The sequence below is a fragment of the Sorangiineae bacterium MSr11954 genome (assembly GCA_037157815.1).
Taxonomy (GTDB): Bacteria; Myxococcota_A; Polyangia; order Polyangiales; family Polyangiaceae; genus Pendulispora; species Pendulispora albinea.
Genome location: CP089984.1, coordinates 9,194,320 through 9,218,024, shown reverse-complemented (window position 1 = coordinate 9,218,024; position 23,705 = coordinate 9,194,320). Strand labels below are relative to the sequence as shown.

The 23,705-nt window shown below is 66.5% G+C and carries 20 protein-coding genes and 1 pseudogene; 13 read left to right on the top strand and 8 right to left on the bottom strand.

The features are described 5' to 3' along the window. Positions 1 to 117: 117 nt before the first annotated feature. Positions 118 to 1,902: an AMP-dependent synthetase/ligase gene (locus LZC94_35995; protein WXB13234.1), complete on the bottom strand. Its 1,785-nt coding sequence runs from the start codon at positions 1,900 to 1,902 to the stop codon at positions 118 to 120. 176 nt (positions 1,903 to 2,078) lie between these two features. Between LZC94_35995 and rpmI the strand changes: the two genes are divergently transcribed. From rpmI to LZC94_35965, 6 genes are all read left to right on the top strand, one after another. Continuing rightward, on the top strand, positions 2,079 to 2,276 hold the full coding sequence (rpmI, locus tag LZC94_35990) for a 50S ribosomal protein L35 (protein ID WXB13233.1): 198 nt from the start codon (positions 2,079 to 2,081) through the stop codon (positions 2,274 to 2,276). Between the two features lie 132 nt (positions 2,277 to 2,408). Next, complete coding sequence (gene rplT / locus LZC94_35985) at positions 2,409 to 2,798, top strand: 50S ribosomal protein L20 (protein WXB13232.1); 390 nt, start codon at positions 2,409 to 2,411, stop codon at positions 2,796 to 2,798. A 28-nt stretch (positions 2,799 to 2,826) separates the two neighbouring features. Continuing rightward, positions 2,827 to 3,897, top strand: coding sequence for a phenylalanine--tRNA ligase subunit alpha (locus tag LZC94_35980; GenBank protein ID WXB13231.1), 1,071 nt, complete (start codon positions 2,827 to 2,829; stop codon positions 3,895 to 3,897). Positions 3,898 to 3,914: 17 nt separating this feature from the next. Next, the gene (pheT, locus tag LZC94_35975; protein ID WXB13230.1) at positions 3,915 to 6,386 is read left to right on the top strand and encodes a phenylalanine--tRNA ligase subunit beta; all 2,472 of its coding nucleotides are present in this window, start codon (positions 3,915 to 3,917) and stop codon (positions 6,384 to 6,386) included. A gap of 13 nt (positions 6,387 to 6,399) precedes the next feature. Beyond that, positions 6,400 to 7,797 (top strand): serine/threonine protein kinase, encoded by a 1,398-nt coding sequence (locus tag LZC94_35970; GenBank protein WXB13229.1) that lies wholly within the window; start codon positions 6,400 to 6,402, stop codon positions 7,795 to 7,797. Between the two features lie 168 nt (positions 7,798 to 7,965). Further along, complete coding sequence (locus tag LZC94_35965) at positions 7,966 to 8,502, top strand: DUF1232 domain-containing protein (protein ID WXB13228.1); 537 nt, start codon at positions 7,966 to 7,968, stop codon at positions 8,500 to 8,502. Positions 8,503 to 8,925: 423 nt separating this feature from the next. Here the strand turns inward: LZC94_35965 and LZC94_35960 are convergent, their stop codons facing one another. Together LZC94_35960 and LZC94_35955 are read right to left on the bottom strand one after the other, a co-directional pair. Next, positions 8,926 to 10,671, bottom strand: a complete 1,746-nt coding sequence (locus LZC94_35960; GenBank protein ID WXB13227.1) for a protein kinase — start codon at positions 10,669 to 10,671, stop codon at positions 8,926 to 8,928. A 135-nt stretch (positions 10,672 to 10,806) separates the two neighbouring features. Beyond that, the gene (locus tag LZC94_35955; GenBank protein WXB13226.1) at positions 10,807 to 11,580 is read right to left on the bottom strand and encodes a hypothetical protein; all 774 of its coding nucleotides are present in this window, start codon (positions 11,578 to 11,580) and stop codon (positions 10,807 to 10,809) included. Positions 11,581 to 11,741: 161 nt separating this feature from the next. Here LZC94_35955 and LZC94_35950 point away from each other — a divergent pair, with 161 nt between their 5' ends. The 4 genes and pseudogenes from LZC94_35950 (at position 11,742) to LZC94_35935 (ending at position 14,678) form a co-directional block, all read left to right on the top strand. Continuing rightward, positions 11,742 to 12,725, top strand: coding sequence for a hypothetical protein (locus LZC94_35950; protein ID WXB13225.1), 984 nt, complete (start codon positions 11,742 to 11,744; stop codon positions 12,723 to 12,725). Between the two features lie 75 nt (positions 12,726 to 12,800). Continuing rightward, a pseudogene (gene tatA, locus LZC94_35945) lies at positions 12,801 to 12,923 on the top strand (twin-arginine translocase TatA/TatE family subunit). Positions 12,924 to 13,105: 182 nt separating this feature from the next. Beyond that, the gene (locus LZC94_35940; protein ID WXB13224.1) at positions 13,106 to 14,317 is read left to right on the top strand and encodes a pyridoxal phosphate-dependent aminotransferase; all 1,212 of its coding nucleotides are present in this window, start codon (positions 13,106 to 13,108) and stop codon (positions 14,315 to 14,317) included. Positions 14,318 to 14,438: 121 nt separating this feature from the next. After that, the gene (locus LZC94_35935) at positions 14,439 to 14,678 is read left to right on the top strand and encodes an addiction module protein (protein WXB13223.1); all 240 of its coding nucleotides are present in this window, start codon (positions 14,439 to 14,441) and stop codon (positions 14,676 to 14,678) included. A gap of 343 nt (positions 14,679 to 15,021) precedes the next feature. Here LZC94_35935 and LZC94_35930 read toward each other — a convergent pair whose 3' ends face one another. Then, positions 15,022 to 15,498, bottom strand: coding sequence for a bZIP transcription factor (locus tag LZC94_35930; protein ID WXB13222.1), 477 nt, complete (start codon positions 15,496 to 15,498; stop codon positions 15,022 to 15,024). 61 nt (positions 15,499 to 15,559) lie between these two features. On the opposite strand from LZC94_35930, the gene LZC94_35925 reads away from it, so the two are divergent. Beyond that, on the top strand, positions 15,560 to 16,240 hold the full coding sequence (locus LZC94_35925) for an NAD(P)H-binding protein (protein WXB13221.1): 681 nt from the start codon (positions 15,560 to 15,562) through the stop codon (positions 16,238 to 16,240). A gap of 27 nt (positions 16,241 to 16,267) precedes the next feature. Here LZC94_35925 and LZC94_35920 read toward each other — a convergent pair whose 3' ends face one another. Beyond that, complete coding sequence (locus LZC94_35920) at positions 16,268 to 16,816, bottom strand: YaeQ family protein (GenBank protein ID WXB13220.1); 549 nt, start codon at positions 16,814 to 16,816, stop codon at positions 16,268 to 16,270. A 235-nt stretch (positions 16,817 to 17,051) separates the two neighbouring features. On the opposite strand from LZC94_35920, the gene LZC94_35915 reads away from it, so the two are divergent. Continuing rightward, on the top strand, positions 17,052 to 17,465 hold the full coding sequence (locus tag LZC94_35915; protein WXB13219.1) for a DUF2914 domain-containing protein: 414 nt from the start codon (positions 17,052 to 17,054) through the stop codon (positions 17,463 to 17,465). A gap of 51 nt (positions 17,466 to 17,516) precedes the next feature. Here LZC94_35915 and LZC94_35910 read toward each other — a convergent pair whose 3' ends face one another. After that, the gene (locus LZC94_35910) at positions 17,517 to 19,661 is read right to left on the bottom strand and encodes a S8 family serine peptidase (protein WXB13218.1); all 2,145 of its coding nucleotides are present in this window, start codon (positions 19,659 to 19,661) and stop codon (positions 17,517 to 17,519) included. A gap of 596 nt (positions 19,662 to 20,257) precedes the next feature. On the opposite strand from LZC94_35910, the gene LZC94_35905 reads away from it, so the two are divergent. After that, entirely contained in the window at positions 20,258 to 21,658 is a 1,401-nt protein-coding gene (locus tag LZC94_35905; GenBank protein ID WXB13217.1) for an MATE family efflux transporter, read from the top strand. Between the two features lie 94 nt (positions 21,659 to 21,752). Here LZC94_35905 and LZC94_35900 read toward each other — a convergent pair whose 3' ends face one another. Both LZC94_35900 and LZC94_35895 read right to left on the bottom strand, forming a co-directional pair. Then, complete coding sequence (locus LZC94_35900; GenBank protein WXB13216.1) at positions 21,753 to 22,172, bottom strand: hypothetical protein; 420 nt, start codon at positions 22,170 to 22,172, stop codon at positions 21,753 to 21,755. A gap of 97 nt (positions 22,173 to 22,269) precedes the next feature. Beyond that, positions 22,270 to 23,493: a hypothetical protein gene (locus LZC94_35895; GenBank protein WXB13215.1), complete on the bottom strand. Its 1,224-nt coding sequence runs from the start codon at positions 23,491 to 23,493 to the stop codon at positions 22,270 to 22,272. Between the last annotated feature and the right edge of the window lie 212 nt (positions 23,494 to 23,705).

The following is a 23,705-nucleotide window of genomic DNA, read 5'->3' as shown; positions in this document are numbered from 1 at the left end:
GCCTCGACGTTAGGGCCCGCGCGGCCCCGAGTCCCGTCGCTCGTCGCATTCCGTCCCTCTTGCGTTCAGCGCCCCGGCGCGTAGCGCTCCTGCGTTCGGCGCTCCCGCGCGCTCGCGCTACTCGCGGTACATCGCTTCGATCTCTTGTGAGAAGTTCTCGTTCACCACGCGTCGCTTGACCTTCAACGTCGGGGTGAGCTCTCCCTTTTCCATCGAGAGCGGGCGAGGTAGGATCGCGAACTTTTTGATCGTCTCCACCCGCGCCAGCTGCTCGTTCGTTTCATCGACCGCCTGTTGCACGGCGGCGACGACCTCGGGCGCCTGATGCAGATCGGCCCCGTCGCGCGCATCGAGCCCGCGCTCCTTGGCGAACACCTTGGTCGCCTCGGGGTCGAGCGCGATCAGCGCGGTCAAGTATTTGCGGCGATCGCCGATGGCGATGGCTTCCGAGATCAGGGGGTGCTTCTTGAGACCCTCCTCGATGTTCTTCGGCGTGATGTTCTTGCCGCCCGCCGTGATGAGGATCTCTTTCTTGCGCCCGGTGATGTTCAGGAACCCCTGCCCATCGAAGATGCCCAAGTCCCCCGAGTGGAGCCAGCCGTCTTGCAGCGTTTCGGCGGTGGCCTCCGGATCCTTGTAGTAGCCGAGGAACACATTGCGGCCGCGCACGATGACCTCGCCGTCTTGCGCGATCCGCACCTCGACCCCGGGGAACGGCGTGCCCACCGTGCCCAGTCGAATCTTCCCGGGCTGATTGAACGACGTGGGCCCCGTGTCCTCCGACTGCCCGTAGACCTCTTGGATGATGATGTCGAGCGACGCAAAGAACTCGAGCACCTCGCGTCCGATGGGCGCCGCGCCCACCACGCACAGCCGCGCGCGCCCCATGCCTATCGCCGGTTTCAGCTTGGAGAGCACCAGCCGCGTCGCCAGCTTGTAGCGCAGGCGCAGCGATGTGGGGGGCGTCTCGCCGCGGCAGATGTAGGAGGAGTGCGCGGCGGCCGTCCGCCGTGCGAACTCCAGCATCGCGCGCTTGACGCCCTTGGCCTCCGCGAACTTGGCCGAGATGCCCGCGTGCATCTTTTCCCACGTGCGCGGCACGCCGAGGAAGATCGTGGGCTGCACCTCCTTCAGGTTCTCCGGGAGCTTCTCCAGCGACTCCGCGAAGTACACCTGGTAGCCCGCCGTGATGGCCAGGTGCAACGTGAACAGCTGCTCGGCGATGTGCGGGAGCGGCAGATACGAAACGACGCAGTCGCTCGGAAAGCACTGAATGAGCCCCAGCGCCGCGTCGGCGGTCCACGCCAAGTTGTCGTGCGAGATCATGACCCCCTTGGGCGGGCCCGTCGTGCCCGACGTGTAGATCAGCAGCGCGAGCCCTCCCGGTTCGAGCGCGTGCCTTCGCTCGTCCAGGAGCGAATCGGGCACCTCGCTCCCCTTGGCCAGGAACGCCTCCCAAGAGAGCACCCGCGGATCGTCCGGCGCCGGTCCGCCGCGCATGACCACCACGTGCGCGAGCTCGGGGAGCTCCCCCCAGCCCGCCTTCACCTTCTCCCAGTGCTCGGCGGTCTCGATGAGGAGCACCGATGACGCGGCGTGACCAACGATGTAGTGAACCTCCGGCGCCGACGACGTCACATAAATGCCAGCTGCCGCCGCGCCCACGGACATCGCGGCCAGGTTGGTGATGACCCATTCGGGCCGGTTGTAGCCCAGGATCGACACCGTCCCGCCCGGCTTGACTCCCAATGCAATCAACGCCTTACCGGCTGCTCGCACCTGGTCGACATAGCCTTGCCAGCTGGTCGACACGTAGGCGCCGCCCTGCTTTTCGTAGTAGGCTGGCGCGTTTGGTCGGATCTTCGCTTGGTTGAAAAGTCGCTCGACGATGGTCTCGGCCACGTGCCCAGCTTGCCAGAAGTTTGGAGGGTCGCCTTGACAAAGTGCGCAATGTTGAGGATAAAGCGCCCCTTCCGCATCCTCGTAGCGTCTAAACGTCGAACCCGCTGCTGCTGACCCATCATTCGTGAGGGGCCACGGTACGGGTACCTACGGGAGCGATTCTAAAGGTGACGGCCATGCCGAAGATGAAGACCAACAAAGCTGCCTCCAAGCGATTCCGCGTCAGTGGGACCGGACGCGTTCGTCGTCCCAAGCAGGGAGGCAACCACGGGATGCAGGAAAAATCACGCAAGCGTCTGCGCCGCCTTCGCAAGAACGACATGGTGGACAAGACCCTCCAGAAGAAGATCCGAAGCCTTCTTCCCTACGGCTGATCGGCTGCTGCCCTGCAGCTCTCTGTCTAGCTGGCAGCTGGCAGCTGGTAACCAGTAGCTGACGGTTGGCAGCCCGACAGCTTGGCCCATTGGCGCTGATTTTTTCTTTTTTGACCTTTCGAGGAGCATTCCATGCCGCGCGCAAAACGAGGATTCAAGGCACGTCGCCGTCGTAACCGCATTCTGAAGCACGCTTCGGGTTTCCACAGCGCCCGCTCGCGCCTCTTCGCTTATGCGAAAGAGGTCGTGATGAAGGCGTGGGTCTATGCCTACGCCCATCGCAAGCGCAAGAAGCGCGACTTCCGCCGTCTCTGGATCGCCCGCATCAACGCAGCCGCCCGCACCAACGGCACGAGCTACTCGCGCTTGGTGCACGGCCTCAAGACCGCCAACGTGGGTCTGGACCGCAAGGTGCTGAGCGATCTCGCCATCACGGACGCAGCCGTGTTCCAGCAGATCGTGGAGCTCGCGAACAAGAGCGTTCCGGCCGCCTCCAATAAGAGCAAAAGCGTCTCCAAGTAGCGCCTCGTACGTGTATTAAGTACACGTCATGTCTCAAGGTGCGACGACGCCCGCTCAGCCGAATCTCTTCGAATCGCTCGAGGCCCTCAGCAAGGATTTCTCGCGGCGGTTCGAAGCAGCGGCGACCGAGCAGGTGCTTCGCGAAGAAAACGCGAAGATCCTCGGTAAAAAAGGCGAGCTTACCCAAGTTTTGAAGCAGCTGGGGAGCGTCCCCGGCGATCAGCGCAAAGCCATCGGAGAGCGGGTCAACGCTCTGCGAAAGGAAGTGGAAGAGGCGTTCTCCGCGCGCCTCGCCGCCCTCGCCCGCGCCAAGCGCGAAGCCGATCTGAAGGCGCCGCCGTTCGACCTGACGCTCCCTGCCCGCGAGTCCTCTCTGCTGGGCCACCGCCATCCCATCACGCGGATGCGCGAAGAGCTGATCACGATCTTCCGCTCCATGGGCTTCGCCGTGCACGACGGCCCCGACGTGGAGCTCGAGGCCAACAACTTCACGCGCCTCGGTTTTCCGCCCGACCATCCTGCCACCGACATGCAGGACAGCTTCTGGACGACGTCCGGGCACGTGCTGCGCACGCACACGAGCAACGTGCAGGTGCACGGCATGATGAAGCAGAAGCCGCCCATGGCCTTCATCGCCCCCGGCGCCTGCTACCGCCGCGACGACGACGTGACGCACTCGCCGATGTTCCACCAGATCGAAGGGTTCTTGGTGGACGAGAAGGTGACCCTCACGCACCTGCGCGGGGTCCTCTCCGAGTTCGCGGTCCGCCTCTATGGCTCCGGGACGAAGGTGCGCTTTCGCGCGAGCTACTTCCCGTTCGTCGAGCCGGGGGCCGAGGTCGACGTGGCGTGCGTCTTCTGCAAGCGCGCCGACGGAACGCGTGCAGGATGCAACATTTGCAAGCACACGGGCTGGATCGAGATCCTGGGGTGCGGGATGATCGATCCGCGCGTCTTCGAGGCATGCGGGATCGACTCGGAGCGGTACACGGGCTTTGCGTTCGGCATGGGGATCGAGCGGGTGGCGATGCTCCGCTACGACATTCCGGACATTCGCCTCCTGTTCGAAAACGATCCGCGCTTCCTGGCCCAATTCTAGACCGATAGGGAATCTCGATGCTTGCCTCGTATCAGTGGCTAAGGTCGCTCTTGCCCCAACTGACGGCCTCCCCCGAGGATCTGGCGGAGCGCATGACGTCCGCCGGGTTGGAGGTGGAAGGCCTCCGCGCGTACGGCGCGGGGAGCGAATCGTGCGTGATCGTTCGCGTGGTGTCCGCGCGCCCCCACCCCACGCGCGGCTCGCTGCGCCTGGTGACGGTGGCCTTCACGGCGGATGACGCGGATCCCGGCGCGCCGCCGCATCAAGAGATCGTGTGCGGTGCGCCCAACGTGCCGGAGCCGGGGTGGCTGGTGGTGCTCGCGCCGCTTGGCACCCACCTCCCGGCCAAGGGCATCACCTTGGAGAAGAAGGCCATCGGCGGGATCGAGAGCGCGGGCATGCTCGTGAGCGAGTCGGAGCTCGGGCTCACCGACGAGCACGACGGCATCATCGTGCTGCCGCCGGACTTCGCCAAGCCGGGCACCCGCTTCGCCGACGCCGTCCCCGAGGCCCGCGATACGATCCTCTCCATCGGCGTCACGCCGAACCGCCCCGATGCGCTCGGGCACATCGGCATCGCGCGCGACATCGCGGCGCTCTACGGCCTTTCGTGGACGCCGGCCGAGCCTGCGTTGCCGTCCGCGGCCGAGGCGCGCGACGAGACGACCAAGCTCGATAGCCTGGCCACCGTCACCATCGAGGACGGTGAGCGCTGCGCGAACTTCGGAACGGCGGCGCTCCTGGGGGTGACCATCAAGCCATCGCCGCTCGGCGTGCGCTACCGCCTGTCGGCCTTGGGCGTGCGGCCCATCTCCAACATCGTCGACGTGACCAACTTGGTCATGCTCGAGTTCGGCCACTCGATGCACGCCTTCGACCTCGACTTCGTGCGGGGCAAGCGCATCGTGGTGCGCCGCGCGCGCGCCGGCGAGCCGCTGCGCACGCTCGACGGCGAAGACCACGAGCTCACCGACGACGATCTCCTGGTCTGCGACGGCGAAGGGCCCGTGTCGCTCGCGGGCATCATGGGCGGTGCGAACAGCGAGATCCGCGACACGACCACCCGCGTCCTGCTCGAGTGCGCGTACTTCGACGCGCGCGGCATCCGCCGCACGTCGCGCCGGCACGGGCTGCACACGGAGGCGAGCCATCGCTTCGAGCGCGGCGTCGATCCCAACGACGCGCGGCACGTGCTCACGCGCGCGGCCAGCTTGATGCACCAGCTCGGGGGCGGCAAGGTCCTCCCCGAGGTGCGGATCACGGTCGCGCGCGAAATCGCGGCGGCGAAGGTGCGGCTGCGCGGTGCGCGGCTCGAGCAGCTGCTCGGCGTGCCCGTGCCGAAGGACGAGACGGTCGGCATTCTCACGCGGCTCGGGTTCGGGGTGCGCGAGGCCGAGGCCGACGGCGGATCGTACGTGCTCGAGCTCACGGTGCCGACGCATCGGCCCGACGTGACGCGCGAGGTCGACGTGATCGACGAGGTGGCTCGCATTCGCGGGCTCGAGACATTGCCGTCGGTGCTCCCGCCGATGCGCCCGCGGCTGGACGTCGGCGGACGCGAAGAGGCGGTGCGGCGGGCGCGTGCGGCGGCGGTGGAGCTGGGGCTCTCCGAGGCGCTGCTCTTCGGCTTCGTGCCGCGGCGGGCGCTCGAGGCCATCGGCGCACCCGCGCCGGCGATCACCATCGCGAACCCCATGTCCGAGCGCGACGTGATGCGAACGTCGCTCCTGCCGGGCCTCCTCGAGGCGGTGGCGCGCGCGGCGCGGCACGGTGAGCGCGACGTGCGGCTCTTCGGGTTGGGGCCGATTTTCCTCCCGGCGCCGCCGTCGGATACGGCACCGCCGACCGAAGAGCGGCTCTCCTTCGCGGCCGTGCTCTCGGGCGAGCGCACGGGCTACCTGGCCAAGCCGGAGCCGGTCGACGTTTGGGACGCAAAGGGGATCGCGCTCGGCTGGGTGACCCGCATCACGGGCGGCCGCGAGGCCACCGTGCAGCGCGCCGAGGGCGATGCGCGCCCGTACCATCTGCACCCGCGCGGCGCCGCGTTCGTGCTCATCGAGGGTGAGCGCGTGGGCACGTTCGGCCCCATCCACCCCGACGTGGCGGACGCCCTCGAGCTGCCGCAAGGCGTGCTGGCCATCGAGATGGATCTCGCGAAGATTTTGAGCCTGGGCGCGCGCGAGCCGAAGTACGTGGCCATCCCGCGCTTTCCGGCGAGCGTGCGTGACATTGCGCTGGTCGTCTCCGAAGCGGTGGCGGCGGGCGAGGTGGAGCGTGCGGTGCGCGAGGCGGCGGGGGCGCTCGGCGAGCAAGTTCGGCTGTTCGATCGCTTCGTGGGCGGCGCGATTCCGGCCGGGCACGCGAGCCTGGCCTTTCACGTCGTCTACCGCGCTTCGGACCGCACCTTGACGGATGCCGAGGTCGACGCGCAGCACACCAAGGTGGTCGACACCGTCCGCTCTCGCTTTGGAGCTACCTTGCGCGCATAATCCAGGAACATGCATGGCGAATGCGGCAGCGAATGATGCACTGAGCGGAACGATCCTCGCGGATCGGTACAGGCTCACCCGACTCCTCGGCTCCGGGGGAATGGGAAGCGTCTACGCGGCCACCGCGCTCGACACGGGGACACCCGTCGCCATCAAGCTCCTGCACCGCGAATTTTTAGGCGATCCGGGGGTGCTCGATCGCTTCCTGGAGGAGGCGCGCACGGGCCAGAAGCTCGTGCACCCCAACATCGTGCGCATCTTCGGGACTGGCCGCACCGAGGAGAACCTGCCGTTCTTGGTGATGGAGCTCCTCGACGGTGTTCCCCTCAGCGCCTACACGAAGAACGGCGGGCGGGTGCCGCTCCCGCAGGCGGTGCCCATCCTGCAAGCGCTGCTCTTCGGGTTGGGCGCGGCGCACGCCGAGGGCATCGTTCACCGCGATCTGAAGCCGGAGAACATCTTTCTCGCGCGGGAGGCCGGCGGGCAGTTCGTGGCGAAGATCCTGGACTTCGGCATCGCCAAGGTGATGGACGAGGCGGGCGGCATGGGGAAGCGAACGAGCACCGGCATGCTGCTCGGAACGCCCGCGTACATGAGCCCCGAGCAGATCAAGAACTCCAAGGACGTCGATCCGCGCTCCGATCTCTTTTCGCTCGGGATCCTCTTCTACGAGATGCTCACCGGCCGCCAGGCTTTCCCGGCGCCGAACGAGTTCGCCAAGCTGTCGGCGGTGCTCACCGTCACGCCGGAGCCGGTCGAGCGCATCGATCCGCAGCTCTCCTTTCTGTCGCTGTTCATCGCGCGCGCGATTCAGAAGGATCGCGCGCAGCGCTTTCAGTCGGCCGCGGAGATGATGCACGCGCTCGCGGGGGCGCTGGGGCATGATCCATCGCGCGGGCGTGCGCCGCCGCCGCTCTCGCGGTTGCCGGATGTTCCGCTGGCGGCTACTGCGCGCGTGGCTGCGTCGCCGTTCGTGGGGGCGGTGCCCGCCGGGGCAGGGGCGCCGGGTGCAGGGGCGCCGGGTGCTGCGGGTGCAGGGGCGCCGGGTGCAGGGGCGCCTGCGACGGCGACATCGCCTTCTCCCGAGGTTGCGCATCCGGCGGGGGCGTCGGCATCCGGCGAGGTGATCGCGGCGTCGGCGTTGCCGGCGCAGGTGTCCATTTCGGAGGCGCGGCGGCGCCTTTTGGAGACGCCCATCTCGTCGAGCGACACATTGGCGAGCGCCCGGGGGAACCAGCCGCCGGTGCACGATCCTCCGCCCCAGGTGCTGCTGGTTCCGGCGGGTCCCGATTCTTCGGCCGAGGCGTCCCGTGGTTCGCGCGGTGTTGCGCCCTGGATCGTGGCGGCCCTGGTGGCGGCGGCGCTGATTGCCGGTTTCGTTCTCGGCCTCGCCGTGGGCCGAGCCCTTTGAGGCGCATCGTGTGGGGCTTTGCCCCCTCGAAACGTTAGGGCGTTCGAGGGCCGAAGGGCGGCGAGGGCGGAGGGCTGGAGTGCACGTCCCAGGCGCCTTGGGTGATGCGTTTTGCGCGCGCGAGACAGCTGCAAACTCCAATTGCGCTCATGCTACGTTATGCGGGCCATGACAGAATCGGTCGACCCTCGTTATCTCGAGATTTTTCCCGCGTGGCTTCGTTCCTTGGGCGAAGACGTCGCGGCGTTCGGGGACATCATCAAAGGGGGTCATTCGGATGCGGTGAAGCAATATGCAGCCGCCGGCTTGAACTACCTCTTCAAGTCGCTGGACCTCATCCCCGACAGCATGGACGATCTCGGTTTTTGCGACGACGCCTTCGTGCTGCGGGTCTCGGCCGCGCTGGCGCTCCGCGAGGAGCCCACCATCACCAACGACGCATTGCATCGCCTGGCGAGCGACACCGTGGCCCTCCAAGAGTTCCTGGGCGAAGACTACGACCGCCTCGAATCCTACGTCAAAACCCTCCGCAAAGGCGCCGCGCGCCGCCGCACCGTCGACGACATCCTCAACGACGAATCCATCCGCGACTCCTTCCTCGGCGAGGTCACGGCCTGGTCGCAAAGCTTCCAGGCGCCCGCCTTCGCCCGCGACCCCAAGACGCTCATCAAGCTACGCGCCTTCCTCAGCGCCAAATTGCCATAACGAACTCCAGACTGCCTCCGAAGTTCCGCCCCTTCGGAACTCGGCGACGCACGTTTCGCACGCGCAGCGCCCACCTCGAACCGAAGGTTCAAATTCGAAGAAACGGCGCCCGCGCCGATGCGCATAAAACGTTACGGTCCGCGGCCCTCCGTCGGCGGCAGCGCCGACCTCGAACCGAAATTCGAAGAAACGGCGCCCGCGCCGATGCGCGCGAAGCGCTCCGGTCCGCGGCCCTCCGTCGGCGGCAGCGCCGACCTCGAACCGAAGGTTCAAATTCGAAGAAACTGCGCCCGCGCGAACGCTACGGTCCGCGGCCTTCCGCTCGGCGGCCGCGTCCCCCCGCGAAACCGTCGCCGGCAGCGCCGACTCGAACCGAAGGTTCAAATTCGAAGAAGCTGCGCCCGCGCCGATGCGCGTGAAACGCTACGGTCCGCGGCTCTCGGTGCCGTAGGCGGCTTTGGAGGTGATGTGCGGCGTGGTTTGCTGCCCGTGCATGTTCTCCATGAGCTCTTGCAATAGATCGCGCACCTCGGGTTTGCCTTTGAGGTGGTTCAGCAGCAAGGTCGAGACCTCGCTGAACGCCTTTTCGAAGCCGATGCCCTCGCGCGTGCGCGCAGCCACCTTTTCACGGCCTTGCGCGAGATCCTCCTCGAGCGCCTCCGCGTAGCGCGAGAGCTGAGCGCGCAGCTCTTCGATTTGGCGGCGAAGATCGCGCGCGTGGGCGTCTTTGATGCCGGCTTTTTGCTCGCGCTCCGCCAAGTGCTCCTTGCGCGCCTCCACCAGGGCGGCCGCCGCGCCCGCGCGCTCGAAGGTGGCGCGGAGCTGTGCGATCCCCAAGCCCTGCGACATGGCCGCCTCGGCTTGCACCTTGGCCGTCGCCGCCGCCCGCTCGGCCACGTGCACCAGCTCACGGATGCGCGCCGCCTCGTGTTGCTCGCTGGTCACGTCGCGCAGCGCGCGTGATTCTTCGTGCGCCAGCTCTTCGACTTTGCGCCCGATTTCGGCGCGCAGCGCGCGACCGCGTCGCTCGAGCGACTCGAGCTTGCGCGTATGGCTCGCCACCTCGCCCTCGAGCCGGCTGGCGCGCGCCGCCAGATCCCACGCTTGCGCGACGGCGCTCTGCAGCTCCACCGGCGCGTTCGACGATGGATACGCGCGGCTCACCATGCGCGAAAAGAGCGCCGCCCGGCTCGCCCATTCGATCACCCCCGGCGACTGCGGTGGCGGTGGCGGAGGAGGCGGCGCGAGCTCGCCCACCGTGTTCACCTCCCACGCCGTGCTCGGGATCGAACGCTGCAGCGACTTGAGCTCCTCGTGCAGATGGTGCGCGTCCTGAAAGCGCTTGCGGCGATCCTTCTCGAGCAGCTTGAGCACGATGGCCTCGGCCGCGGGCAGCACGTCGGGCTTGATGGCGCGCGGCTTGGGCGCAGCCTGCGCGCGCTGCATCTCGAGCAGTGTCTCGCGGTCGCTCGAGCGAAAGGGGAGCTGCCCCGTGAGCATCTCGAAGAAGAGGATGCCCAACGCATAGAGATCGCTCTGCGGCACCGCTTCCTCGCCGCGCGCTTGCTCCGGGGACATGTACTCGGGCGTCCCGAACACCGCGCCCTTGGGCGCCAGCCGCGGATCCATCGCCAAGTGGGCCAGCCCGAAGTCGAGGATCTTCACGAAGTCTTTTCGGCCGCCGCGGCTCGAGAGCAGGATGTTGTCGCTCTTCAAATCCCGGTGCACCACGCCCAGATCGTGGGCGCGCGCCAGCGCCGCGGTCATCTGCTCCAGAATGTCGAGGCTGCGCGCCAGCGCCATCGGCCCACGCGCGAGCTCGCTCGAGAGCGCCGTGCCGACCAGGTACTCCATCACGAGATAGAGCTCGCCCTCTTCCGTCTCGCCGATGTCGTGGATGTCGATGATGTGCGCGTGGTCCACCCGGTTCGCCGCGCGCGCCTCGCGCAGCATCCACGCGCGAAGATGGGTCTCTCCACGCAGATCGGGCCTGATGAGCTTGAGCGCCACCAGTCGATCGATCAGGACATGGCGGGCGCGGTACACGACGCCCATACCGCCTTCACCTGCCCGCGCCTCCAGCCGATATCTTCCTGCTACGACGCGCCCCAGCATCGGGTCGGCAGGTTTTCCAGTCGATGGTGTGCGAAGCGGCTGCGGCTGATTCACTCCGGCCGAGCCTAGCAGCCCTCACCCTCTCAAACCAAGCCTCGCAGAGGCCGCGCAAGGCACGACGACCCGCAGCGGACGAGAGAGCTCGCCAGATCGGCTGCACGCATGTGCAACATCTCCGGAACCGTCGACTCAGAAGGTGGCGTGGAAGATCGGCAGCCGCAGCTCCGTCACCTGGCCGACACCCAAGTTCTTGCGCTCGGCCAACGAGTAGCTCTCACGCACCTCGGGGACCGGAATTCCCATGCGGAAACCGGTTGTCCGATGCAGATCGAGCAGCGACATCGGCAGCGCAGGAGGCTGCGACGAGCCCGTCGACGGCGGCTTGGCTGGTGTGGTCGAAGGTGGCGGCGTCGTAGGTGCTGTGGGCTGCGACGTGGATCCTCCCCCCTCGAGCACCACGCTCCCACCCGCCCTTCCGGGATCGGCCGGCGGCCCGTTGGTGGGCGCGCGGTCTTCGCTCGGCTCCTCGGCGGGCTGGTAGCGCGTGGCGTTCAGAACGAGGATGACCGCCGGGATGACGAGCGCCAGGCCGCCCGCGAGCATGTATGTCGGCGGACGTCCATCGTTGGAGAACGAGGCTTGCTCGATGAAGTGCCCGGCCACGCCGCCGCCGACCGCGCCAAGGCCGCCGCCGATGACGTATGCCCACGGGCTCTTCACCCGAAAGAGGGCCATCGGGATGGTCACGATCTCGGCGCCGAGCAGCGCGCCGCCCGCGATGCCTTTGCCGTCGGGCTTCACTTCGTCGGCGCGGGCCACACCCGGGGTCGCGGCGAGGGTGGCGGTGGCGAATGCAGCTGCCGTAATCAACGCGCCGGCCCGACGAAACATGGATGGCCTTCGCCGCGTCGAAGCCGCAGCCTCCGAAATCAGGACCGATCGCTCATCCAATGTCGTCGTCATCCGTGATCCTCCCGAGCTCGTAAGCGAGGGGTGGGCTGGTGCTACGTGCGAGGTCCACCCGCTCATGAGTTTCGCGAACCTACCACGGCGTTCATTGGATTTCCGATTCCCTTTTCGAGCGGGCCTATGGCTCCTGCCCGATAACGCCTAAGGTAGCGCCCGTGGGAAGGCCCGCGCTCCCGGCAAACGTGGCGATTCGCCTTGCAACCCGCGACGCGGTAGCATTTTCCATAGGGCTCGCCCTCCTCGGTCTCGGCGCCGGCGCGGTGCGCGTCTTGCCATGGGCGCTCGACTCAACCGTGCCTTGGGCCGTGGTGTTCCCGTTCGCGCGCAGCGTGGCGATGCTTGCGTTGGAGGCGGCCTTCTTCCTCGGCTGGCCCCTCGGTTGGGCGCTGGCCGCCCAGCGCTTCGTGTCCGTGGGGGAAGCGCGCGTCTTTGCGCTCTTGGGCGAGACCCCCGCGCGAACGACCCTCCGTCTGGTGCCGAGCGGCGTTGCTTTCGCCGCCGTGCTGGCCGTTCTTTCGTTCGCCGGCGGCCGCGATGCGAACGCACCCGGGCGCGTTCTCTCGGAGCTCGTGGCCGAGGGCCGCGCATCGTGCATCACCGCCACCGCGCCCACGGCCATCACCGTCCCTTTTCTGCGCGCCAGCTGGCTCTGCGCGCCCGATCGCGCTCCGCGTTTGCTCGCGCCCTCGCCGGTCGGCAACCTGGTGGTGAACGCCGGCGATGCGCACATCGCCGAGGATTTGCGCCGCATCGATCTCGACGACGCGCGCTTCGTGCTGGGGCCCACCGCCAACGTGCACGTGGGGAGCATGCAGATCCGCGGCCTGCCCGCGTGGGGGCAATCGTCGAAGCTCCCGCCGTGGCTGCGCGCGATCCTCGTCGTGCTCTCGGCGTTCGAGGCGGCGGCGCTCATCGTCTTTCTTCTCTTGTCGCGGAGGGTGCGCGGACGTGCGGTTGCGCTTGCCGTCGCTGCCTCCGGTCCACTGGCTGCGCTTGGCTCGCTTCGATGGCTGGAACGCACAGTAGGTCCGAGCCTTCTCCTCTTTACGTTGCTCCCCCTGGCGACCCTGACCGCCATTCTGTGCACCGCATGGCTCGCCGCGTGCTTGCCCAGAAAGCGCGCGACTGCTAGCAAATGACTGCACACGCGACGGTGCTTTGCCGTGCGTGCGATCGGAACCAGGAAGCAAATCCAGGAAGCAAATGAGGATGCCATGGCGGGACTAGGTTGGCCGGAGCTGCTGATCATTGCTTTGATCGCTGTCGTGCTGTTCGGCGCCGGGCGTCTCGCCGATATCGGCAAGGGCCTCGGGCAAGGGATCAAGCATTTCAAGAAGGGCCTCAAAGAAGCCGATGAGATCGGCAAAGAGGATTCGGACTCCGCTCCGAAAAAGCTGCCTGAAAAGAAAGAAGCCTGACGCGGCGCGGTAGCCGGTGCTAAACCGCTTCGTTGAATCGTTCGCCTCCCAGTGAACTTTCACCCGAGGAGAAGGCCGAACGATCCGAAGGAGTTCGTGCCGTGCCTCAAGGTCTAGCGAATCGCCTGAGCGTGATCGTCCCGAGCATCACGCTGGAAGTGAGCGGTCGAGCCAATGAATTGCGCTCGCGCGGGGTCGACGTCGTCAATTTTGGCGTCGGAGAGCCCGATTTCGAACCCCCCGCGTTCGTTCTCGACGCCGCGAAGAGCGCGATCGATGCCGGAAAGACGTCGAAGTACACGGCGGTCACCGGCATCGCGGCGCTGAAGCAGGCCATCTGCGCGGCCAGCGAGCGGCGTCGCGGCTACCTGCCCACGCCCGATCAAGTCACGGTCAGCGTGGGCGCCAAGCACGCGCTCTTCAACTTGGCGCTCGCCCTCTACGAGCCCGGCGACGAAGTGATCATCCCAGGTCCGTACTGGGTCAGCTACCCCGAGCAAGTGCGCATGTTCGGCGCCGAGCCGGTGCTCGTGCCGACGACCGAGGAAGACGGGTGGCGCCTGGCACCGGCCGATCTGCAGCGCGCGCTCACCCCGCGCACCAAGGCCGTGATCTTGTGCACCCCGTCGAACCCGACGGGCGCGGCCTACGGCGAGGACGAGCTGCGCGCCCTGCTCGACGTGCTGCGCGCGCACGACTGCTACATCGTGGTCGACGAAATCTACGCGGAGCTGGTCTACGAAGGCTTCCGCAATGTATCGGCCGCCACCATCGCGCCCGATCTTCGCTCGCGCCTGATCATCATCGACGGCGTCTCCAAGTCCTACGCCATGACGGGCTGGCGCATCGGCTGGTCCATCGCCCCGCGCCCGATCGCCAAGGCGTGCGACGTCGTTCAAGGCCAGAGCACCACCAACCCCAGCGCCGTCGCGCAGCACGCGGCCGTCGCCGCGCTCACCGGCCCCCAGGCCGAGGTCGAAGCCATGCGCGCCGTCTTCCAATCGCGCCGCGACACCATGATCTCCGCGCTGAACGCGATCCCCGGCGTGCGCTGTCGCAAGCCCGAGGGCGCCTTCTACGCCTTCCCCGACTGCAGCGGTCTCTATGGCCTTCCGTGGAAGGGCAAGCCCATCACCAACGACGAGGAGCTGGCGTTCTTCCTCCTCGACAAGGCCCACGTCGCCGCCGTCCCCGGCGGAGCATTCGGCGCCCCCGGCTACCTCCGTTTCAGCTACGCCACCAGCGAAGAGCGCATTCGCCAAGGCATCTCCGCGATGCACGCGGCCGTCGAAGCCGCGTCGCGGGAAAAGTGAGGAGCGGCGGCGGTCGGTAAGCGTGCGGCCCGCACCTCGCGCGGCATGTCTCGGAGAGCTCTTCCGACGTGTCTCTCTCGAGATGGCGAAACAGGGGTGCGGGGCGTATGCTTTTCATCTCATGAATACGCGTGCCAAGCGTGTGCTGATGGAAGCCATGGCCTTGAGCACGAAGGAGCGCGCGGAGATTGCGTCCGAGCTCCTTGCGACCCTCGAGGATCAAATCGACGCGGACGCCGAAGAGGCTTGGGGACAGGAGATCGAACGACGTGTTCGAGAATCCTTGTCCGGCGTCGGGAAGACGCGCGATCTGAACGAAGCGCTCGATGACATTCAGGCAAGATTGCGCACTCGTGCATGAAACCCTGGCGCATCCGTCTCGAAGCGGAGCGCGAAATCGAGGAAGGCTCGCGCTGGTACGACCGCCAGCGCGAGGGGCTCGGTAAAGAGTTTCTTTCTGCGGTTCGGGAGAGCCTTCGGACCATCCAAGCGAGACCATCGTTGGGTGCGGGTTGGCCGCTCGCCCCACGCGGTGTCGCGGTGCGCCGATACTTTGTACGAAGGTTCCCGTACGCCATCATCGTCCTGGAGCGTGCGGACGAGTACCTGGTCATTGCGGTGTTGCACTTGAAGAGACGCCCGAACTATTGGCGGCGTCGAATGGGCCGGTGAAGCGGCCCGTCGCGCAGCATCGTTGGTTGCAGTTACAAGCAGCTGCACAACGGATCGCCCGGTTTGCAGTCGCAGGCCGAGGATTTCGTGCGTCCGGGGACGGCTGCTCGCCCTGGGGAGGGAGCGTAGGGGGTCCACGCTTCCTCGGTGTGTGGGGCGGAGGGGTTTTTGAGCAGTGGGAGCGGTGAGTGGACGGGGGGCGCGAAGGCAGGGCGGGGGGCGATGCTGATGCCTTTGAAGGAGCTGACGTCGTCGTTCAGGTCGGCGCAGGTGGGGCGCCAGGTGCCGATGAGAACGGCGGTGGCGGTGATGAAGACGGTGGTGACCGTGGGAATGACGGCGATCCACGCAGGGTGAAGAGGGGTCGATGAAGCGGCGCGCGTCTCCTTCTGTTTGAGCTTGAGCCGACGTTGAAGCTCGACGTTTTGCCGTTCGAGATCCGATTTCTCCGCCTCGAGTTGAGCGATGCGGGCGTGCGACGCTTCGAGCTCGCTTCGAAAAGGTCCCATCCTGAAGCTTCCCCCCAGCCAGCCCGTTGCGCAACCGCCCGAGGACGATACCCTCGCAGCAATGAGCTCTCGCACCGCGCTGCTCGCAGGCGCCACCGGGCTGGTGGGCAGCCACTGCCTGTCGTTGCTCCTCGCCCAACCGATTTACGCCCGCGTCATCGTGTTGACGCGCCGTTCGCTCGGGCGTAACGACGCGAAATTGCAGGAGGTGGTGGTCGACTTCGAGCGACTGTCGGACCATGCGCGCGAGCTCGGGGCCGACGACGTGTATTGCTGCCTCGGCACCACCCGAAAAGTCGCCGGCTCCGACGAAGCGTTCCGCCGCGTCGATCACGACTACGTGGTGGACCTGGCCCGCCTCGCCCGCGAAAATGGCGCCACGCGACTCGCCCTCGTCTCGAGCGTCGGCGCCGATCGCCGCTCGAGCAATTTCTACCTTCGCGTCAAAGGCGAAACGGAGCACGACGTGCAGGCGCTCGGCTACGAGGTGCTCGAGGTTTTCCGCCCCAGCTTTCTCGTCGGCGCGCGCTCCGAGCGCCGCGCCGCCGAGGCGGTCGCCAGCGCCGTTTCACGCGTCCTGTCCGGTGGCTTGGTCGGCCCCTTGCGAAAGTACCGGCCCATCGAAGCCTCCACGGTGGCCGCGGCCATGGTCGGTGCGCTCGTTCAGAGCGAGCCAGGCCACCACGAACACGCCTTCGACGCGATCCTCTCCCTCGCTCCGCGCGCCGCCGCCAGCGTGTAGCGCCCTACGCCGCGCCCCCGCGTCGACCTAGGTCACCCCCAGCGTCCCACGCACAATCATCCCCTCGTAGGTCGCGCTTCCACACGTGACGTAGAGCTGCCCCTCGTTGCGCACCAGCTCCCATTTCGTATGACGATCGAGGCGCGCTTCGAGCGCATCGAGGAACGCCGGCTCGAGGCGCCATATTTCGATGTCGTCCGCGCGATGAATATCCTTCTTCGCGGCCTCTTTGCGCAATAGCGAAAGATCGGAATGCGTGTAAACTGCAATTTTGCGAGCAGCTTTGGCAGCCTTGTGCAATCGCTCCGCCGAGGGCGCACCGACGTCGATCCACGCGAGCAAGAGCCCCGTGGGATCGTGCACGGCCACCGGCGCCTCGTCGGTCGACGAAAGCCCTCCCTTGCTGAAGGCGATACCCTCCTCGTACGAAAGGCAATACGCGAAGAGGCGCGTCAGCATATAACGCATGCTCTCGGACGGGTGGCGCGCGAGGCGGAGATCCAAGGTCTCGTACACGCTGCGGTCGACGTCGGAGAGTGCGATTTCGACACGGTAGATGGTTGCCGTGAGTGCCATGGATACGGTTGTTAGCCGATCGCGCCGCGCGACGTGGAATCCTCGCGACGTCGCGACCCTTTTTGCGTCATTTTCCGTATTTTCGTGACGCCTCGCCGGTGTCGCTGTGTGGTGCAGAGGACGTTGTGTGTGTATAAACCCACCGCCCCGCGCCGATTTGCGAGCGGATTGGGCCACATCGACGCTCCTCGAACCGGGCACGCGGGCTGCATTTGCATTCGGCACGGAGGAACGAATGAAACTCTCTCACTTCATGCTCATGGCTTCTCTTGGTTCGCTTCTTTCTCTTTCCACCACGGCCACGTTGGCGCACGCCGACGAAGAGTCCACGGTGACCATCGTCAGCGGGCAGTTTGCCGATCACGTCGAGGGTGGCAAACCGGTGGGCGACGCCAAGAGCATCGCCGCCGCGCACAAAGCCGTCTACTTCGTCGATGCCGCCAACACGGGCGCGCCGGCCGCCATCACCTTGGTGTGGCTCATCGACGGCAAGGAAGTGCAGCGCCAGTCGCTCGACGTCGGACACGCAGCCCATTGGCGCACATGGGGGACGCGGCGCATCGCCGGGGCCAAGAGCGTCGGCGTGCAAATCCTTGACGCGTCGGGCAAATCCTTGAAAGAAGATACGCTCACCTTCGACGCAACCTGACGCACCCGCGTCCCATCGCGCACCGCGCACCGCGCGCGCCCCGTACGCACTTTACGAAGCGATCCGGCGGCGCCGCCTCCGCAAAAGCCCCCCCACGGGGACGAGCGCGAGAGCTCCGGCGCCCAGTCCAGCCCCCAGACCCACGCCCGACGCCATTTGGCATCCGCCGCTCGCCTTGGCGCTCCACCGGTCGCCATCTCGGGCCACCTCCTTGTCCTGCAAGGCCGCCAGCGCATCGATTTTACCGCGCCCCCAGGTGATGTTCGCGCTGGAGACGCCCTCGGGTTTCTCCGCCGTACGATCGAACACCCCACGAATGTCATCGACGGTGAGCGCAGGATTGCGCTGCAGCATGAGCGCGACCACGCCCGCCGCCATCGGCGACGCCATGCTGGTCCCCTCCATCATCACGAAGCCATCGGGCCCCGCCTTGACCACGCGCGACGCGAGCGGAAACGCGCCCCCGTTCAGCGCCGACGCGATGATCTCGCCGGGGGCCGCGATGTCCGGTTTCACCGAAGACTCGGCGTGGCGCGAGGGGCCGTGGCTCGAGAAGGTGCTGAGCGCGCCGACGGAGACTTGCTGCCGCGCCTCGTCCGTTTGCAGGTGCTCCGCGCCGTCGACGGAGCGCCAGCTGTTGCGCGTCACGAAGGACGCCACCGCGAGCACCTTCGAGGCGATGGCCGGGTAGCCGATGGTCATGCTGCTATCGCTCGTCACCCCCGGCGGCTGCCCGGTGCTGAGAAAGCCGCCCCGGCTGGTCGTATCGATGAAGGCATCGAAGCGACCCTGGCCCGTGATTTCGAGCAGCCACGTGTGCTCTCCCTCCAGCCCGTCGTTGTTGCTGTCCATCAGCGCGATTTGAATGTTGCGCGCGCCCGAGGGGATGACGCTGCTCGTGGCGGTGATGGGGCCGAGCGTGATGGGGCCGTCGTTGAGCATCGTCTTGTCGATCTTGTCCAACGCGTGGCCGGCGCCGACCGTGTTCGAGTATGCGGCGGTGCCGTCCGGGCGCTCGAAGCCGACCCGGACGGAGAGCTCCACGTTGGGGTCGCTCCAGACGTACACGAACTCCTGCACGCTGCCGTCGCTCGCTTGCCCCGGCACCCACCGGATCACCGCCGGCTGCGCCGAGGCCGTCCCCATTGCATGCACGACCACCGGGGCCTCGTGCACCGGGTTCTTGCTCCCGCGCCCCTCGTTGCCTGCGGCCGCCACCAAGATTTTGCCCGGGCCCGACAAGTTGTCGAGGCACCGATCGGCCAGCGCCGATCCATCGTGCGGTCCCGAGTGCTCGCCGATGCTCATGTTGACGACGGCGGGCATGTTCGCGGCCGCCGCCGTTTTGAAGACATACGAGGCGGCATCGCACACGGCGGTCGAGAGCGCATCCTCGCCCGACACGCCTTCGGGCTCACCGAGCGCCACGAACACGATGTCGGCCTCGGGCGCCACCCCCACGTAAGGAGCATTGGCGACCGGGCCCCCCGCCGCGATGCCGGTCACGTGCGTTCCATGATCGGTGGCCGTTCGATAGCCGCACGTCTTGGCGTCGATCTTGGCCGCCGTGCACTCCATCCCATAGCGGAATCCCGCCGGCGGCGTGCCCGAGCCCCCCTGGTCCCACACCGCGCGGATGCGCGTGCTGCCGTCCGCCTTCTTGAAGGCCGCGTGGTGAACGTCGATCCCCGTGTCGAGCACGCCCACCACCGCACCGCTCCCTTTGAACGCCGCCGGCAGCGGCGCCTCGCCGCGATGCACCTGATCGACCTTGATGGCCGCCTCGGCCTTGTCGAGCTTCGCCCGCACCAGCCGCGCACCCTCGAGCCTTAAGACCGAGCGCGCATTGGCCACGGCGCTCATCGCATCCCGCGGCACCCGCGCCGTGAGAACGTCGCCGGCCACCGTCCCCACGGATCCACCCTGCGACTCGATGAGCCGCTTCGTCGCCTCGGGATCGCGCGACTGTACGAACATCGCCACCGTGGAGGCCGCGCGACCCGCATCCATGGATCGCGCGCGCAACGTCGCGTCGAGCTTGGCCCACCCGCTCGCGCCCAAGGCCGACTGCGAAAAGCCGGGCCTCACCCCGTCGCTGCCGCCGGGCGGAGCCATCGAGGAGTCGGCGCATGCCACGATGCCCATGGCGGACGCGCTGCCAAGCACATACAACCGGACGATCGACGAGAGCTTCACTGGCGGATCCTTTGCCCGAACGATGAAGCGAGGCATCCGTGTGCCATCGCGGCCCCATGGAGCTCCCATCGCCCGTGGACGGCGTGTTGTGTTAATGCGTAGTTGGCGCAAATGGTGCGCACGTGCGCCTCGGGCGCGCGCTGCGTTGGCTCGAGGCGCGAGACGTCCTCCCGCACGAGGCGCCCTGCAAGTCGTCTTTCTGTGAATAGATGCGCGCTCCCCGACGGTGGCGCATCGAAATCGGCAAAATGCGTTACCAGGCGATTTGGTTCATCATTTCGCTAGGTTACGAACTGAGCCTCCAGCTCGCCGCCGCGTTTCCACGGTACGGGTCGCTAGCCGTACCGAGGGGTGGCCCTATCGTCGCGCAACGCTCGAAAAGTGGCCGTGCCTTGTCGATCGGATGCTGGCGCGTTCGACGTAGGGATGTGACCCCGTCTGCCGCGAACGAACAAAGAGGAAACCCAATGCGTGCCGCACGCTTCATAGCCACGATGCCGCGACGTATCGAAACGGCGTCAACCATCTTCGTTGGGGGTTGGTGAATCATGGACTCGAACACGACCCCTTTTGCAACGGAAGAAAGTTCCTCCGTCATGCCGCAACATTGGCTTCCTCGATCGTGGAAGCTCTTTCGCGACGCCATCCGTGGTGTGCCGATGGATTTCACCACCGCGCCCATCAACACGGCCATCGTGATGCTCGCCATCCCCATGATCATGGAGATGATCATGGAGTCCATCTTCGCCTTGGTGGACGTGTTCTGGGTGGGCCACCTCGGCGCCAATGCCATCGCCTCCGTGGGCCTCACCGAGTCGATGATGATGATCATCTACTCGGGGGCCATGGGTGTCTCCATCGGCGTCATGGCGCTCGTCGCCCGGCGCACGGGCGAAAAAGACCCGGAGGGGGCGTCGCGCACGGCCGCGCAGGGCATCGTGCTCGCCCTGGCGATCGCGCTCACCATCGGCCTCTTCGGCGCCATCTTCGCGCCCGATCTTCTGCGCATCATGGGCGCGGACGACGCGGTGATCGCCACCGGCAGCAACTTCACCCGGGTGATGCTCGGCGGAAACACCACCGTGTTCCTGCTGTTCCTCATCAACGCCATCTTCCGCGGCGCCGGGGACGCGGCCCAGGCGATGCGGGTGCTCTGGTTGGGCAACATCCTGAACATCGTTCTGGGGCCGTGCTTCATCTTCGGTGTGGGGCCGATTCCGGCGCTGGGGGTCACGGGGGCCGCCGTCGCCACCAACATCGGCCGCGGCTGCGCGGTGCTGTATCAAATTTACCTGCTCACGAACGGCGGCAGTAAAATTGCCATTGGGCGCAAGCACCTCGGGATCGATTTCAGCGTCATGGCCTCGGTCCTTCGATTGTCGGGCTCCGTGACCCTTCAAATGCTGATTACGATGACGAGCTATGTGGGCGTGATGCGCATTCTGTCCACCTTCGGGAGCGCACCGCTGGCCGGTTACACCATCGGCTTCCGCATCCTCATGTTCGCCATGCTCCCGTCGTTTGGCCTCAGCAACGCCGCGGCGACCTTGGTGGGGCAAAACCTGGGCGCCGGGCACCCCGAGCGCGCCGAGCAATCCGTGTGGCGGGCGTGCTTCATCAACGCCGGCTTCCTGGGGGTGGCGGGGCTGTTCTTTCTGATTGGCGCGAACTTCTTGGTGGGGCTTTTCACCCAAGATCCGGAGGTCCTCCCTTACGGCGTGACCTACCTGCGCATCATCACCTCGGGGTTCTTGTTCTACGCCTTCGGAATGGTCTTGAGCCAATCGTTCAACGGGGCGGGGGACACCCGAACACCGACGCTCATCAACCTCTTCGTCTTCTGGATCCTGCAGCTCCCGCTGGCGTGGATCCTGTCGCACCACACGGGCTTGGGGCCGAGCGGGGTGTTCATCACCCTGGCGCTTTGCTTCTCGGTGTTCGCCGTGATCTCGGCGATCCTCTTCCGCCGTGGGGGCTGGAAGCGCACGCAGGTCTGAGCGACGTTTTAGGCCCTTCCCGGCGCGCCCGCACCTCGGAGACGATGGGCGGGCGCGCCGCTCGGGCGTTTTGCGAATGGGGACGTGCGCCGTGTTACCGGCAGTACGTGTCGCAGATTTCGGCCAGGCAGCCGTCCGTCGCGGCGCCGAGCGGGCGGCACGCATCTTTGCCGGCGTAGCATGTGTCGACGCAGGCGCAGTCACCGTTTTTGCACTGGTTTACGCAGCCGTCGACTCCATCGCACGTCGGCTCGCGATTTTTGGCGCTCTGTTGAGCGCTGCACCGCCCGGCGTATTCTTCGTCTTGGCATTCGCAGCGCGGGACCTTGGCGAAGGCGATGCACTCGTTGCAAGTGGGGGAGAGCGCGTTGGTCCACGCCGTGCGAATCGCGCAGGCCTTGTTCAAATCGTTGACGCCGTTGGTCGTCGTCCCGGTGTTCTCCGACGAAGAGCTGCAGCCCGCGGCCAGCAGTGCCAAAACGGCGACCCATGAATAAGTAAAGACGTTTTTCATTGGAGCGATATCCACGTCATGAGGCGTTCGTACGAACGGCGCGCTCCCCGGAGAGAGCGCGCCGTCGAGCAAAAAAATCGACCGTTCGTGTGACGGACTAATTGATCCCGACGCTGCCCGAGATGTCTCCCGTCGCCTTGAATGCCTCGCCGACGTTGTTGACCGCTTGTCCGGCGGCCGCCACCAAGGTCGGGATGCACGCCGGCTTCACGTCGGCGACCGCCGAGATGTTCCCCGAGATGGTGCCCGTGAGCGCGCCCAAGTCCTTGAGCTTCGCGCTGAGCGAGAAGATGATCGGGAGGTTCGCCTTCAGCGTTGCCCCCAACCTGGCGATCTTCCCATCGGCGTCGGCGTTGAACGTGATGTTGACGGACGGTGGGGTGCACGAAGCCTTCGCCTGCACGCTCGCATCGCAGTTCGCATCGCACTTGGCGTCGACCTTGCAGCCGCCCTCGAGCTTACCGCCCGTGCACGAAATCGGCTCGTAGTCCGTGTCGCACTTGCCATCGCACTTGACCGCCACATTGGCTTCGGCCTTGCAGCTGGCCGAGCACGAGCCGTTGCACGTACCTTCGCACTTCACGTCGGCCGTGCCGCCGCTGCAGGTACCACTGCAATACCCGCTGCACGAACCATCGGCTTGCGCGCCATTGCCGCTTCCATCGGCTTGCGCGCTGCACTTCCCTTCGCACTTTCCTTGGCACTGAATGGGGGTCACCTTTGCGGTGCACGAGCCTTGGCAGGTTCCTTCGCACTTGCCCTCACACGAAACCCGCGCGCTTCCGCTGGCCGAGCACGAGCCCTTGCAGGAGATCTCCAATTTGCCGCCGGTGCACGTGGGCGGATTGGCCTTGATGTCGCACTTTCCATCCACGGAGCACTTGGCCTGGCAGTCGGCCTTGGCGCTGATCGAAGCCTCGCACTGCGGCGGTTTGGCGTCGATCTTCAACGTTGCCGAGCCTTTGAAGCTGCCGATTTGCCTCGCGGCGAGGGAGCACCACGCCCTCATTTGTTTGGTCCTGTCCTTCTCGGCCGCGATCTTGTCCTGCTCCGTCTTCGGCGCGTCGAGATCCTGCGCGATGCCGCGGCACGCGGTGGTCAAGTCGTCGATGGCGGCGGAGGCAATTCCGGAGACGTCGGCGACCGCTTGTGCGGCGACTTGGGCCTGGACGGGGCCGATATTCACGTCGACCGTGGCGCCTACTTTGAACTCGTTGCAACAGAGCGGGTTGCCCGAGTCGCTGTCGCTGCAGCCATAGGTGAGGACGGGCAGCAGCAACGCGGCGGCGATGGCGACTCCGGGCATGAAGCGGTTCTTCATTGGAAGCTCTCCTTGACATTGCGTGGCCATCCGACCGGGCCTGACCCTCACGAAGAAGGCGTGCGGCTGCGTGTTTCAGGGGTCGGAAACGCGATGTGGAACCGACCTTACATCAATGACGGCATGTCGAAACGCGGAATTTGTCGGTCGAGCTGCCACGCTGGTGCCACTCTTCGGGCGGAGCGGTGACAACTTGTGTGCTCGTGTGGCGG